Source organism: Brachyspira sp. SAP_772 (genome assembly GCF_009755885.1).
Taxonomy (GTDB): Bacteria; Spirochaetota; Brachyspiria; order Brachyspirales; family Brachyspiraceae; genus Brachyspira.
Window position 1 is genome coordinate 679,545 of sequence record NZ_VYIX01000002.1, and the last position, 15,662, is coordinate 695,206.

Here is a 15,662-nt window from a genome sequence, read left to right on the forward strand (position 1 = left end):
TATGAAAAAATTAATATTTATTTTTGCTTTATTTATTTTTGTAATATCTTGCGGAACTACTCCAGAAATGGCGGCTCCTGTTGAAACTGCAGAACCTGTTGTTTTGGCTGTAGAAGAACCTCAAGTTGTTACTAATACTGCTGAACTCTATTTACCTCAAGGTACTTCTATAAGAGATTCTCAAAGGGGAAGAATACTTGAGACTAATCCAAAAATAATATTTGGATTTGCTAAAACTACTATGCCTGCAAATGCTAATGCTGTTTTTGCTAAAATAATAGAGTTTTTAGATAAGAATCCTAATGTTAGATTAGTAATAGAAGGACATACTAGCAATAGGGGAATAGCTTATCCTTATAATTACAATTTATCTGTTAATAGAGTGAGAAGTGCTAGGAATTATTTGGTTAATAATGGGGTTGATGCTAATAGATTAATTGAAAAACCGCTTGGTGAAGCATTGCCAGAGTCTAGTATTCAAGCTAATCTTAGAAGATATGAATTTGTAATTATTGAAAATCAAGCAGATTTGGATAAATATAATAGTTTTGTATCTACTCTTAATGTGAGAAAGGAAACTGTATATACTGGAAATTAATTAATTTTTATGTATACTATTAAAAATTTAACCTCCTTCTTTCTGTAATGGAAATTGGGAGGTTTTCTAAATTCAATTAAAGGTATTATGTTTTATGAAACAGTTTGTTATTTTATTTTTATTAATTATTTCTTTTAATTTAATTGCACAAAGTACTAATGAAACTTTATCATCATCTACTACTAATGAAGCTGCTTCATCAGGCTATGTTGTAAACGAGGAATTAATCAACACTTTTAAATATGGTACTACTTCTCAAAAAATATCAGCTATTTCAAAAATAAAAAAGACTAAAAATGAAAATGATATTTCTGCTATGGTGGAATATTATCCTAATGAAAAAAATAATAAAATAAAAATAGAGATAATTAATTTCTTTAAGCAAAATGTTAATGATAAAGGAAAAACTATAATAGATTATGCTATAGTAGATGAAGATGATAGTGTGCGAAAAGAGGCTTATTATTTATGTTCTATTTATCCTGATATAAAGTATGAGGCAAGTATTATGTCTTCTATTAGCAATGAATCTGGGCTTATATTAGATAGTATGATAAATGCTTTAGGTGCTATTAAATCCACTTTAGCATCAGATTATTTGGCAGAGAAATACACTAATGATGTGATTGGCTCTAGCACAAAGATAGAGATATTAAGATATTTTTCTGAAACTAAAGATAGTAAAGGTGAAGTTATTTGTAGAAATGTGGCACAAAATACTGGAGAGCCTGCTTTGGTTAGATATATGGGAATAGTGGCAATGGGGGCTTATCCTAGTGCTGAAAATTATGAGATATTACAAAAAATATTAAAAGAGGATTTGCCTGAAGTTACTGCGAGGGTTATTTATATACTTCCAGAGTATAGTGCTTATGGGGATATTAAAACGGATATTGTTGAGGCTTGCAAAAATGATAGCGAATCTGTGAGGATATATGCTATTAAGGCTTTGAAAGATTATAAGACAGAATCAGAGATTCAAGAGCTTTTGCTTTATAGACTTCAAAATGACAATTCTGAAAATATTACTCTTGAGGTATTAAATCTTTATAACGATTCTATGCCTACTGGAGAGATGTTTGATGCCATAAAAAAATTAGCTGACTCTTCTGCAAACAAGAAAATTAAAGAAAAAGCAAAATCAATAGTAGAAGGCTCTAATAATACAACAACAGAAACAACTACAGCTACTGCTTATTAATGTTTATGATTTTAGAAGAAATTGTTAAAGAGTTAGAGATTATTTTGTCGGATATCGCATTTTCTGGAATAGACAATATTGACAGTTCATTTGTAGAGAGAATAGAGATGCTTGAAAATAGTGCTAGAGAAAAAAATATACTTAATCTTAGTAATTTATTAAATGATTTTGTAAGTTCAATTAAAGATTATAAATTAGAAGATTCGAGAGAGAATTTGCAAAAAGTTTTTATCAATGTTTCTAAATTAGATTTTTACATAAAGAATGCATCATATTAAAAAACCTACTTAAACTTTTATAATTTAAGTAGGTTTTATATATGTATAATAATAAATTAAATAGTTTTATTTCTTAATAGTTTTATTTCCTATACTATCTTTCTCATCATTTTGTTTATTATCTTCTTTTGCTGTCATCATAATAGAATTATTAATACTATCACCATTTCCATCGTCTTCTGAAGGTCTTACTATTTGAGCTTTATCTGCTAATGATGATTTAAATATTTTTGTAGCTTCATCTTCGCTTTGATTTTCCATAATTGCAGCAGCGGCAGCAGATTCTGAAGCCATTAAATCTCCGCTAGAGTGTACTATCATAACATCTTCAGGTCTAACAGTGATAAGTCCATTAGAAGTTCTAACAGCCAAAGCAACTCCAGTATCATTTTCCATAACCATCTCAACAGGTCCTAAAAATCTATTTCCCGCCTCGTCCATTACTTCAACACTTTTACCAAGCATAGAATAACCGCTTTGACTAGAATAAAATGTTTTCATAGATTCTAAGTTTTTATTAACTTCAGTCATTTGCTCTACAGAAGAAAACTGTGCAAGCTGTGCTATCATATCTCTGTTATCCATAGGAGCCAATGGGTCTTGATGGCTCATTTGTACTGTTAATAGTTTTAAAAAGTCATCTTTACCTAAGGAGTTTTTAGCAGGATCTCTTTCAAAATTATGCTGCAAGTTAAAAGCTCCAACTTCTTGCTTTAATATTCTTATCTCCTTATCACTCATTCTTAATGCTTCTGCTGATATCATAATTTTTTGTCTCCTAAGTTATTTTTTTATTTAATTATTTTTTATATTAATAAGTTTAATTTTCTCTCTGGAACTATATTATAATTTTGTACGCTTACAGTTTCTTCTTCTATATTGTCTGCTCCAAAGCCATTTAAATTATTGTTGTTACCTTCAAACTCAAACTCTCCATTTTCATTTGGCATGTCCTGTCTAAGCATTACATCAAACCCTTCTATGTTTATTCCAATCTCATTTAAAGAACTAATAACAGTGTCTAAGTTTTTTGTAAATATGTCTTTTATCTCAGCATTATCTACAAATATTTTACCTACTAAATTATTGTCAGCGTCCATGCTTATTTTTAATCTCACCTTACCCAAATATTCAGGATTAAGAGACATCAAAACTTCACTCTTGCCATTATTAACAGCAACCTGTGCTTTCTCTACCAATTTTGACATCAAATCTTGAAATCTAATCATATTCTCAGCAAGATTATTAGTGCTTTGTGATTTAGATACATTGTTGTAATGATTATATCCTTTTAAATTAGAAGAAGAATCTTTCATGTTAATGATTGTAAGTTCGCTTCCTTTTTCATCGGATATAGTGTTATTTAAATTATTATTAGCATTCTCTTTAGCTTCTTGCAATCTCATCTCTCTTTTATCAGCAACATTATCATCATTGCTTATAAGAGTTTCTGTAGAATTATTAATTATATCATCATTTATATTTTCTACTATTTTTGTATCTTTTATATCTTTTGCATCTTTCACATCTGCTTTTTCTATATTTTTAGCTTTTTCTTCTATATTATTATCATCTTTAACTTCTACCAACTCAAATATGTCTGATAATTTTTCAACATTAATATCATCATTTTGATGAGATACAGCAATCTCTTCTAAACTCTCTAAAACAATTATTAAATCAATAATTTCTTTTTTATCTTTTTCATCTAATTCTTCTAAATTAATGTTTTTTAGCTCTTCTTTTATGTTCTCGATATCTTTAAGCAATGAAGATAATTTCTCTTCATTAACTTTATTATCAATATTTTTATCTAATTGAGCCTTTTTATCAGCCTTATAATTTTCTATTATGAGTCCTGCTTTATCAATTAATTTTTTTGCTTTCTCTTTAGAAGACATTATATCTTTTTTAATTTCATTATTATCTGCATTTTCAGTGTTTTCTATATTTTTATTTTCTTTGTTTTCGTTTTCTGATATTTCTTCTTTTTTCTCATTTATAGTTTTTTCTAACTCACTATTTTTTACTTCATCTTTATTATTTTCAATGCTTTCTCTTTTTATGTTTTCAGTGCTATCAGCATTTTGAGAGTTTTCATCTGTTATATTGTTTTTATATAAACTATCTTGATAATCTTCTTCTTTTTCTATAGATTTGTTTGTAACACTTTGAGAATAAATCTCCTCGCTATTTTGTGCTTCATCTAGCATTTTAGCAAAACTATTATTATCATCATATATATTATAAGTTGTATTATTATTAGCAGATATATTGCTGTCATTAAAAGATAATACATTGCTAACTGAGTTTATCATAAACATAACCTCTTAAAAAATAAAAATCATATCACTTACTATAATCGGAAATATGGAAATTTGCTTTATAAAAAATATATTGCTTTTACAACTATATTTTTAATGTAAGTTTTTTGCTGTTCTTTTTCCTGCGTACGAGCTGCACCACCTTGCCGCACTACTCGCCTAGCTGTGCACTCCCTACGGTCGGGGGCTTACCGCACGGTAATGTTATGCTTTAATTATAACTTATTAGTCGTGCGGGGGAGTGCCTTTTAATGTACAATTAAATTATAAAATTTATAATAAAAATGCAGTTCTTTTGGTTCTTTTATACCAATACTGAAGGTACTTCCTTCAGTCGCGGTGTGTACTTCGTCAAAGTTGCAAAAAGTGCAAATACTAGAACTTTATGTTAAAAAATACCTATTAAATGTAGTATAAAATATAAATTTTAGTTAAATGCAGTCTTTTTGCTTCTTTGTTCCAATACCGAGTAGGTGCCTATCGGCAAAAGAACTGGGGGTGCTAGTCACCGCAAATAATTAAATAAAATTAATTTAATACTATTGAAATATATGTGCTGTTTGAGAAATGATATTTGTGCCTGTTTCAAATACCAAAAAAGGAAATTTCCCCATAATGCCGGCTACTATATTTGAAGGGGGCATTGTTGATAATCTATTATATTCATTTACATGTGTATTATACGTTTCTATTGCTTTTTTCTCTTCTTGTATTATTGGTCTTATTACTCTTAAAGCTTCTATATAAAATTGATTTGTCCTTAAAACAGGATAATTCCTTGCTGTATAATCTATTTTATTGATATTCTCTTGTATTCTTGCTTGAACATATTGAAACTCTTGAAAAGTTAGCGGCTTTTCTATTAATTTATCATCTATATCTATTTTACTTAGTCTTATTATATAATTACTTAATGAACTTACGGTGTATGTATCTAATCTTGGTATTTTTGATATGGCATTATAATATTGTATAGAAGCTTCTCTTTTTTTTGAATAAATATTTAATATATTATTTAAATGTTCTCTTGATAATTTTTCTTCTGTGAGAATAGATTCTTTTATAGAAGTAGTAGTTACTATCATAAATATACTAATAGCTATAACATTAACTATTATAAATATAATAGCTACAATAGAACCTTTCATTACTTTCCCTTAAATTTTTTTTGTTTAAACAATAAAACAATTATATATAAATAAAAGTAAATTGTCAAAAATAATATATATTGTATTATCTTTTTGAAGTTGATTTTATAACTTCTATATCACTTGAAATGTCAATAATGTTATTATTATATATCGTGTCTAATATAGTTTTTAATTTTTCTTTTATTGCTATAATAGAGTCCATTATATCATTTTTTAATTTAGTATTATCTTGTTCTATTTTTGATTTTTCTAAGTCTATATATGTATTTATTATTTTTACTATTGTAGGTATATTATATTCTAAAAGTTTTTCTAATTCTTTTATTGCTATTTTATTGTCGCTAGTATCTTTTGCAGATATGTCTATTATATTTTTATAAAGTTCATTTAACTCTTTAATATTTTCTTTTAATTTATTGTCTTTAATTTTCATTGATATAGTGTTTATGAGTTTATTATATTTTAAAGACTGTTTTATGATGTTAGATTCTTTTTTATTATTAGAAAAATTATTAGTTAATTCTATTTTATTGTATTTCTCATCAAACTCCTCTTCTGTCATAAATGTAAACTTTAATAAATCTATTACACAGATAATTGTAGGTATAAAAGTCCAGAAGAATAAAACATGTAATATTCCTCTTTTTGTTTGTCCAAGATAGAATTTTTGTATACCAATACCGCCAAGCATTATAGACAATGCAGAATATATTATGGCATATGCTCTTTTTTTCATTTTACAATTTTACCATATTTTTAATTTTTAAGAAAATGATTTATATTTATTTATATTAAATTTTGTTACTCTCTTATAACCAGTTATAATTCTAAAAATAGCATAAAAAAATCCTAATCCGTAAAACAGATGAGTGATAAAAAACATAAAAGGATATATAAATATTCCTAAAATTTTATTTATAAGTCCTTCATCTCTTATAGATTTTATTATACCCGCCAAAATTGTCATTGCAGAATATACAATAAATGGAATAAAATATAATGCTATATAATTAATTTTAGTATGTAAATAAATAGTTAATATTATAGGTAGTGATAAAATATAAACACTAAAAAAAGCAGGTAATGTAAATATTAAGTTTTTTTTATTGAAGTTTTTATAAAGCTGTTCGAATCTTCCCCTTCCATAGTTAAGAAGCATTTTTATATATGATTTTAAATTTCCTCTAGGGGGTCTTCTTACTATTATTTCAGGGTCATACATTAATTTGTAGCCCAAAGAAAGTATTTTATCAATTAATGCATTCTCTTCATTTGGGTATAAATCTTCATCAAAAAGCCCCGCTTCAAATATTACATCTCTTCGCACAAACAAATTACAAAGTATTACATCTCTATCTGTTCCTTCTCTATAAGTAGAAGAGTTTTTACTGTATCTATTTGCTATAGGCCCTACAGCATAATAAGAACGCATACAAGAGTCAATATATCTCTCTTTTGCATTTGAAATAATATGAATAGCAGGCCCGCCAACTATTGCAACTTTTTCATTGCTTTCAAATATCTCTACAGCCCTTTTTATATTAAGAGGATCTACAAGCGAATCATTATCTATAAAATATATAATATCTCCAGAAGCCTTTTTTAAACATTCATTTCTTTGTACGGTAGGATGAGTACCTTCGGCTTGAAATATTTCTATATTATTTTTATTATAATCAGATAGATAAATTCCTACTAATGTACTTTCTATATTTTCACCTATTCTATGAGGAATAATTACAGTTACTTTTAACGACACTTATATTTACATCCCAATATTTCTAAAATAAGCAGTTCTCAAATTAGCAGCCATCTCTTCAGGGCTAGTAGGGTTACAAGGCGCCCAAGCACCTGTTTCTGATGAAGCATTGAATTTTTGTTTTTCTTTGCTTCTCATAGGCGGAAAGAACTCTATATGATAACGCCATATATCATTATAGTTAAAACCATCATTTACAGGTGCACTATACATACACATCATATAAGGAAATTTCATGTCAAATAATGTGTCTAATGTAGTAGTAGCTTTTTTTATAGTATCAGCTAAAGATAAAGATTCTTTTTCATTAAAATCATTTATAGCTATAACATTTCTTTTGGGCATAATCATAATGCCATAAGGATATTCAGAAGCAAAAGGAAGAAAACATACAAAATCATCATTTTCAAATATGATTCTTCTTCCATCTTCAATTTCTTGTTCAAGCATATCGGCAAATAAATTTTTATTTTTTATATTATAATAGCTTGAAGCCATTTCAATTTTTCTTTTAATTCTTAAAGGTATCCAACTATAACCATATATTTGTCCATGAGGGTGCGGCATAGTAACGCCAACTACTTCTCCTTTATTTTCAAAAGGCATAATATATTTTATTTTTTTATTTTCAGCTATTTTAACCATTCTCTCTTGCCATAATTTAACAAGTTTTAATATATGTTCAACAGGCAATTCTGGAAGGGTAGTATTGTGGTCTGAAGAGTATAAAATTACTTCGCATTTTCCTATAGAAGGAGCAGTTTTAAATAGTTTACCATTATCAACATCATCAGGATAAGGCGGTTCAAAAGATAGAGCAGGAAAGTCATTATCATAACAGAGAACATCATAACTATCAGGCACTTTACCGCTTCCCGGGCAAAAAGGGCAATAGTCTTTAGGCATCTGCGGACGTGCTTGCCTATGACTTGCTATCATAACATAATCACCAAGTAAAGGATTATAACGTAATTCTGCCATAATTAATATACTCCTAAAATATTTATTACTTATTAATTATATATCTATTTTTTATAATAAGCAAATATTTTATATTTTTATTATGATACTCTGGCAAATGTTTTTTATAAAAAAATATATAAAGATTATTTTAAAGCTTTTTTAATATAGCTAACATTGAAAACATATAATAATGATGAATAATTATATTAGTTTTTACAAAATAAATAAAAGACGAATTTTTAATACATTAAAATACATTTTATTCATTAATAATATTATAAAATTAGTAAAAATTATATATTATTTTTAATTGACAAATTAGCATATTTTATTATAATCATAAACTATATGATTATTGATTTTGCTATAAACAAATTGATAGTAGTCTTTTCTTACTTATCCAAAAAATACACAAGACATATAATATAATCTTTTAAATTCTATAGGCTATAGAATCTATTTCTATTTTTTAATTAACAATATATTAGGAGTATATGCTATGTCTAATAATTATTTACCAGAAATTTTTGAAACTTTTAATGATGCCCGCAAAAAAGGCTTTATTACAATGAAAGAAGAGAAAGATAAAGGTAGAAATGTAGTTGGTACTTTTTGTACATATACACCAAGAGAGGTGATATATGCTGCTGATGCTATAGCGGTGTCATTATGTTCTACTAGTGATGAAACTATACCTGAGGCAGAGAAGTATTTGCCTAAGAATTTATGTCCGCTAATAAAATCTAGTTATGGTTTTGCTGTTACAGATAAATGTCCTTATATGTATTTTTCTGATATTATAGTAGGTGAGACCACTTGCGATGGAAAGAAAAAAATGTATGAGCTTTTGGGAGAGATAAAAGACACACATGTTATGCAGCTTCCATATTCAAAAAATGAATTTGCTGTTGCTCTTTGGAAAAACGAAATTAAAGAGCTTATAAAAAAATTAGAAGAAAAATTTAATGTAAAAATTACAGAAGAAAAGTTGAAAGAAGCTATAAAGTTATGCAATGAAGAGAGAAAAGTAATAAGAGAGTTTTTTAATTTAGGTAAACTAGTGCCTTCTCCTATAAAGGGAAGTGATATGCATGAGGCTTTGCAGTCATCTAACTATAAATTTGACAGAAAGCTTTATATAGAAGAGATAAAAAATTTAGTTGACACTTTTAATGATAAATATAAAAAAGGAGAATCTCCATTTAATAAAAACACTCCGAGAATACTTATTACAGGATGTCCTACTGGAGGGCTTGTAGAAAAGATAGTAAAGCAGCTTGAAGAGGTTGGCGGAAATGTTGTATGTTTTGAAAGCTGTGTAGGTACAAAGAGTTTTGAGATGCTTGTAGATGAAAACAAAGATCCTATAGAGGCTATTGCTGAGAGATATTTAAATATACCTTGTTCTGTTATGAGTCCTAACAATGAAAGAATGGAGATTATAAAAAGATATATTGATGAATATAAAATAGATGGTGTGGTAGATGTTACTTTAAGTGCTTGTCATACTTATGCTGTGGAAGGCGAAAAGATTAGACGCACTGTAGAAGAATGCGGAAAGTCATATTTACAAATAGAGACTAATTATTCTAACAGCGACACTGCTCAGCTTAGAACTAGATTAGAAGCTTTTGTTGAAATGCTATAAATATATTATTTTTTAATAAACTTTTTATAATATTTAGTTATGGAATTTAAAAATGATATATTTTGACAATGCAGCAACCACATTAAAAAAACCAGACACTGTTGCTAAGGCAGTTTTTGATGCGATAAACAGCTTTGCAAATGCTTCAAGAGGTTCCTATGAATCATCATTAAATAGCGAGAGAATGATACTTGATACAAGAGAGAGAATAGTTAAACTTTTTAATGGATATAGCCCTAATTATGCTGCATTTACAAGCAATTCCACAGAGGCATTAAACACAGCAATAAAAGGCATAATTAATAAAGATAGCCATGTTATAACCACATCGCTTGAACATAATAGCGTTTTAAGACCTCTCTATGAAATGGAAACTTTAGGAACAGAGCTTACAATAATAAAAGCAAATAATAAAGGTGAATTAAATTATAACGATATAGAAAAAAGCATAAAACCAAACACTAAAGCAATTATTTGTACGCATGCTTCTAATGTTATAGGCGATATTTTGGATATAGAGTTTATTTGCAATTTATGCACTAAACATAATATATTATTTATATTAGATGCTTCACAAACAGCAGGAAGTATTGATATAGATATGAAGAAAAACAATATAGATGTTGTATGTTTTACAGGTCATAAAGGTTTGATGGGACCTCAAGGTACGGGTGGATTATGCATAAAAAAAGGTGTTGATATTAAGCCATTAAAAACAGGAGGCTCTGGAATAAAAACATATTCAAAGACACATCCAGAAAATATGCCTACAAGACTTGAGGCGGGTACATTAAATAGCCATTCTATAGCTGGGCTTAATGCTGCTTTAGAGTTTATAGAAAATGAAACTGTAAAAAAAATTAGAGATAAAGAAATGGAATTAGCAGATTGCTTTTATAATGGTGTGAAAAATATAGAAAACATTAAGCTTTATGGAAATTATAATACAAAACAAAGAACTTCTATAGTGGCTTTAAATATTGGGGATACGGATTCGGCAAAAGTGTCTGATATATTATCAAGCAAATATAATATAGCAACGAGGGCAGGAGGTCATTGTGCACCTCTTATGCATGAGGCTTTAGGCACTGTTAAACAGGGTATTGTGAGATTTAGCTTTTCTTATTTTAATACATTTGAAGAGATAGAAAAAGGAATTGATGCTGTGAGGGAGATAAGTAAAAGTTTATAAGTTATATAATAAAAACTATTAGATAGAATAAAAAAATTAAATTAAAGAAAGAAGGAAGAATAAAAATGTATTATGTTGGCATAGATATTGGATCAACTGCTTCTAAGGTAGCTGTTTATGATGATAAAAAAAATGATTTTGTAGAATTGTTTATGATACCTACGGGCTGGTCTGGAGTGGAAGCTTCTTTGCAGATATTAAAAATGCTTGAAGATAAAAACATTAAAAAAGAAGAATCCTATTTTGTTGGCACTGGTTATGGGAGGGTTGCTATAGAATATGCTGATAAAACTATAACAGAGATTACTTGTCATGCTAGGGGGGCTAATTTTTTATTTTCAAATTTAGACGGCACATTGATTGACATAGGAGGTCAGGATACAAAAATAATAAGTATAAAAAACGGCAAAGTTGACAATTTTATTATGAATGATAAATGTTCTGCTGGCACTGGGAGGTTTATAGAGTTAATGGCTAATTCTTTGGGCTGTTCTATACCTATACTTCTTGAAGAAGCTCAAAAATGTGAAAGCACAGATGTTGTAATAAGTTCTATGTGTACAGTATTTGCTGAAACTGAGGTTATAGGGCTTAAGGCTAGCGGAAAAGAAAAAAATGAGATTGCTTATGCTATAGTAAACTCTGTTGCAAATAAAGTGTCTTCATTATGCGGAAAGTTTAAAGATGATACTTATTTTCTAACGGGCGGATTGTGCATGTTTGATTATTTAGTTAAAGTGTTAGAAAAAGCTTTAGGCGGAAAAGTTATAACTGATAAAAGAGGACAGTATGCTGGTGCTATAGGTGCTGCTATTATAGGCTTTGAAAAAAAATCTAATAACACAGCATCTAACAATACAAAAAATAATACAATAGTAGAAAATAATAATAATAAAGAGAAGAGATTAATCATAACATTTAATACCACAACAGATGTTATGAGAGCAGAAAAGACTTTTAAAAATATTATGACTCAAACTAATGAAGTATTGGGAAAGATAATATCTATACCAAGTGAAATATCTGCAGGGTGCGGTATGTGTTGGGAGAGTGAAGTTGATTTTGAATATAAGTTAATTGATATATTAAAAGAAAATGATATAGAATATGATAATTCTTATAAGATAGAAAAATAGTTTTTGCACATTTTAAATTTGTTAAAAATATTTTTAATATAAGTTTATATAATTTTATTATCATAAAGTATATAGTGTGTTACATAACTTACTAGTTTTTTCTCAAATATATTTAATAAGTTCTATAAATTATTAATAACATTGACAGTGAATATTTTTCAATATACAATCAAATAGGTTTTAAGCTATGTGGGGTATATATGAAAAAAGTATTTATTATATTATTCTTGTTTAATATTCTTTTGTATTCTAAAACTTTAGATGAATCGTTATTTTCCGCTGTAGAAGATAATAATATAAAAAAAGTTAAATCATATTTAGATAAAGGTGCAAACTGTAATGCATTAGATTCTTATAATAGAACGGCTTTAATAAATGCTTCTGTATGCGGATATGATGATATAGCAAAATTACTTATAGAAGAAGGTACAGATGTCAATATTAAAGATAAAGCAGGTGCTACAGCATTAATGTACGCTTCTAGAGATACAAATTATGAAATAGTTGAATTTTTATTAAAAAATGGTGCTGATGTAAACATTAAAGATATTGCAGGAGAAACTGCATTATATTATAGTATTGAGCATAATAGTTACGGACAGGAAAATGAAAGAGAAAATGCTGTAAAAATACTTAATTTATTAATAAAATACGGTGCTGATGTAAATACCAAAAATGATGAAGGTGCATCTCTTCTTGATGTATCCTATAGAATTTCAGAATCTTTTGATAAAAATAAAGAAATGTTTAAAATATTAGTTGAAAATGGTTTTGATGTAGAATCAAAAATAAAGTCGGATAGTACTGATTATGATTATACTCCTTTAATGATTTCTGTTTATAAAGAAGATTATGATATGGTTCAATATTTGCTTGATAAAGGTGCCAATCCTAATGCGGCAAATAATGAAAACAAAACCGCTTTAATGATTGCTAATGATGATGGAAATTTTGATATTTCAAAATTACTTATACAACAAGGTGCTAATATAAACGCACAAGATGAAGACGGCTGTACAACATTAATGACAGCTACTGTAAGCGGAGATTATGAAATGGTTAAATTTTTATTAGAAAATGGTGCTGATATAAATACTAAAGACAATGATGGAAACACTGCATTATATTATAATATTTACTATGATCATTACGGAAAAGAAGAAAGACTAGAAAATGCTAAAAAAATATTTAATTTATTAATAAAATATGGTGCTGATGTAAATACTAAAGACAATGATGGAGCATCACTTCTTGATATATCTTATAGACCTTCAACAGCCTTGATACAAAATAGAGAAATGTTTAAAGTATTAGTAGAAAATGGTTTTGACTTAGAATCAAGAATAAAGGGTGGGGATGATTATCCTACTGATTATGATTATACTCCTTTAATGATAGCAGCTTTAAGAAATGACTATGATATGGTTAAATTTTTAGTTGAAAAAGGTGCCGATGTAAATGCTAAAACACATTCTGAATATAGCTCAGTGGAAACTCCTCTATTACTCTCATTAGATTATGAACATATTGATTCTAGATATGATGAAAATTCATCTGTTGCAGAATTTTTAATAAATAATGGTGCTGATATAAATGTAACAAATGAGGATGGAGAGACACCTTTAATGTATGCTTCCAAAGTTCATAATATAAAAGTGGTAGAACTTCTAATACAAAAAGGTGCTGATATAAATGCTTTCAATAATTATGGAAATACAGCCTTAATATATGGTGTAAATAATTTAGAAACAGTAAAATTATTAGTGGAAAATGGTGCAGATGTAAACTTTTATAAAGGAGGAAGTACTGCTTTAATATCAGCATGTGAGTATAGTCATGAAAGAAATATAGATGTAATAAAATATTTAGTTTCAAAAAATGCCAATATAAATGCACAAGATAATGAAGGATACACAGCTTTAAATAAAACTCTTGATACTTCAGATGAAGGCAGTATTGATATATTAGACTTTGAAATAGCTAATTTTTTAATAGAGCAAGGTGCTGATGTAAACATAAAGAATAAACGAGAATATACTCCTTTGATATATCTTGGTATGGGTGAAGGTAATTTTAATAATAAAAGTTTTCAGGAATATCGTATAAAATTAGCTGAAGTTTTATTAGAAAAAGGTGCAGATATTAATGCAAAAGATTATAATGGATACACTTCTTTAATTTGGGCTTGTTCATCATATGGCTCAAGGTTTGCTGAACCATTTGTTAAATTTTTAGTAGAACAAGGGGCTGACATAAATATTACAAATAACTATGGAGATACCGCTTTAGATATAGCAGAACATCTTAAACTTAGAAAAATTGTAAGCATTCTAAAAAAAGCTCAAAGAACTCAAATAAATAGAAAGTAAGTTTTTATGATTAACCTTTTAATTTTACATTTATATTTAATTTTGTTGTAAAGTTTTGAAGCAAGTATAATATATAAAACTGCTAGAATACAAACAAAACAGGAGACATTCATATAATGGATACTATTATTCGTAATATTGAAGTAAAAAATGTATTAACAAAGTCCAATTTACCAGTAAGTGATTATTCGGTAAATCCTTATATAGGCTGCACTCATGCATGTAAATATTGCTATGCATCATTTATGAAAAGATTCACAAATCATACAGAACCTTGGGGAGAGTTTTTAGACATTAAACTATGGCCTGACATTAAAAATCCGCAAAAATACAAAGGTAAAGAATTATTTATGTCTTCAGTTACAGATCCATATCAGCCTGCTGAAGAAACTGCTTGCAGAACTAGAGCTATTCTAAAACAGATGCAGGGAAGCGGCTGCAGTATTGGCATTGCTACAAAATCGGATCTTGTAGTTAGAGATCTTGATATTATTAAAACATTTCCTAATGCAAGAGTTTCATGGTCAATAAATACTCTTGACGAAAATTTCCGTGCTGATATGGATAAAGCAGTAAGTATTGAGAGAAGATTGTCAGCTATGAAAATATTTTATGATGCTCATGTGCGTACAACATGCTTTATATCTCCAATATTTCCAGCTATAACAGATATACCTGCTATAATAAGAAGAGTAAAAAAGCAATGCAATATGATATGGCTTGAAAATCTTAATCTAAGAGGCGGATATAAAAAGATAATATTAGAATATATAAAAGAAAAATACCCAAAGTTTGAAACTTTATACAATGACATATACATTAAAGGCGATATGAAGTATTGGTATGAACTAGATGCAGAAATGACAAAATTTTGCAATGAAGAAGGACTGCTATATGTAAGAAATGATGATTCAATAAAACGTCCTTTCAATGAACCTCCAATAGTTGTAAATTATTTCTTTCATGAAAAGATTATACCTTCTGCAAAGAAAAAAGAAAAAAAATTATAATAAAAAATGCATTTATATATTTTATAGGTGTGT

General features: G+C 27.8%; 14 protein-coding genes. 8 read left to right on the top strand and 6 right to left on the bottom strand.

Features of this window, described 5'->3' with window-relative positions:
- Window position 1 precedes the first annotated feature (1 nt).
- The 3 genes from GQX97_RS08170 (at window position 2) to GQX97_RS08180 (ending at window position 2,077) form a co-directional block, all read left to right on the top strand.
- Window positions 2-598 carry an OmpA family protein gene (locus GQX97_RS08170; protein ID WP_157151452.1) on the top strand — a complete coding sequence of 199 codons (597 nt, stop codon included), beginning with the start codon at window positions 2-4 and terminating at the stop codon, window positions 596-598.
- A gap of 94 nt (window positions 599-692) precedes the next feature.
- Window positions 693-1,799 (top strand): HEAT repeat domain-containing protein, encoded by a 1,107-nt coding sequence (locus GQX97_RS08175; RefSeq protein WP_157151453.1) that lies wholly within the window; start codon window positions 693-695, stop codon window positions 1,797-1,799.
- 5 nt (window positions 1,800-1,804) lie between these two features.
- Complete coding sequence (locus GQX97_RS08180) at window positions 1,805-2,077, top strand: hypothetical protein (RefSeq protein ID WP_232473291.1); 273 nt, start codon at window positions 1,805-1,807, stop codon at window positions 2,075-2,077.
- Window positions 2,078-2,143: 66 nt separating this feature from the next.
- Here GQX97_RS08180 and GQX97_RS08185 read toward each other — a convergent pair whose 3' ends face one another.
- The 6 genes from GQX97_RS08185 to galT all read right to left on the bottom strand — a co-directional run bounded on the left by GQX97_RS08185 (window position 2,144) and on the right by galT (window position 8,292).
- The gene (locus GQX97_RS08185; RefSeq protein WP_157151455.1) at window positions 2,144-2,842 is read right to left on the bottom strand and encodes a flagellar hook assembly protein FlgD; all 699 of its coding nucleotides are present in this window, start codon (window positions 2,840-2,842) and stop codon (window positions 2,144-2,146) included.
- Between the two features lie 41 nt (window positions 2,843-2,883).
- The gene (locus GQX97_RS08190; RefSeq protein ID WP_157151456.1) at window positions 2,884-4,395 is read right to left on the bottom strand and encodes a flagellar hook-length control protein FliK; all 1,512 of its coding nucleotides are present in this window, start codon (window positions 4,393-4,395) and stop codon (window positions 2,884-2,886) included.
- Between the two features lie 545 nt (window positions 4,396-4,940).
- Complete coding sequence (locus tag GQX97_RS08195) at window positions 4,941-5,549, bottom strand: LemA family protein (RefSeq protein ID WP_157151457.1); 609 nt, start codon at window positions 5,547-5,549, stop codon at window positions 4,941-4,943.
- An 85-nt stretch (window positions 5,550-5,634) separates the two neighbouring features.
- Window positions 5,635-6,288, bottom strand: coding sequence for a TM2 domain-containing protein (locus GQX97_RS08200; protein WP_157151458.1), 654 nt, complete (start codon window positions 6,286-6,288; stop codon window positions 5,635-5,637).
- Between the two features lie 27 nt (window positions 6,289-6,315).
- Entirely contained in the window at window positions 6,316-7,311 is a 996-nt protein-coding gene (locus GQX97_RS08205; protein WP_157151459.1) for a glycosyltransferase, read from the bottom strand.
- A gap of 6 nt (window positions 7,312-7,317) precedes the next feature.
- Window positions 7,318-8,292: a galactose-1-phosphate uridylyltransferase gene (gene galT / locus GQX97_RS08210; RefSeq protein ID WP_157151460.1), complete on the bottom strand. Its 975-nt coding sequence runs from the start codon at window positions 8,290-8,292 to the stop codon at window positions 7,318-7,320.
- A 481-nt stretch (window positions 8,293-8,773) separates the two neighbouring features.
- On the opposite strand from galT, the gene GQX97_RS08215 reads away from it, so the two are divergent.
- From GQX97_RS08215 to GQX97_RS08235, 5 genes are all read left to right on the top strand, one after another.
- Complete coding sequence (locus GQX97_RS08215) at window positions 8,774-9,922, top strand: double-cubane-cluster-containing anaerobic reductase (protein ID WP_157151461.1); 1,149 nt, start codon at window positions 8,774-8,776, stop codon at window positions 9,920-9,922.
- Window positions 9,923-9,974: 52 nt separating this feature from the next.
- Window positions 9,975-11,114, top strand: a complete 1,140-nt coding sequence (locus tag GQX97_RS08220; protein WP_157151462.1) for an aminotransferase class V-fold PLP-dependent enzyme — start codon at window positions 9,975-9,977, stop codon at window positions 11,112-11,114.
- Window positions 11,115-11,179: 65 nt separating this feature from the next.
- Complete coding sequence (locus GQX97_RS08225) at window positions 11,180-12,250, top strand: acyl-CoA dehydratase activase (protein WP_157151463.1); 1,071 nt, start codon at window positions 11,180-11,182, stop codon at window positions 12,248-12,250.
- Between the two features lie 200 nt (window positions 12,251-12,450).
- On the top strand, window positions 12,451-14,619 hold the full coding sequence (locus tag GQX97_RS08230) for an ankyrin repeat domain-containing protein (RefSeq protein ID WP_157151464.1): 2,169 nt from the start codon (window positions 12,451-12,453) through the stop codon (window positions 14,617-14,619).
- Between the two features lie 116 nt (window positions 14,620-14,735).
- Window positions 14,736-15,629, top strand: a complete 894-nt coding sequence (locus GQX97_RS08235; protein ID WP_157151465.1) for a radical SAM mobile pair protein B — start codon at window positions 14,736-14,738, stop codon at window positions 15,627-15,629.
- Window positions 15,630-15,662: the final 33 nt, after the last annotated feature.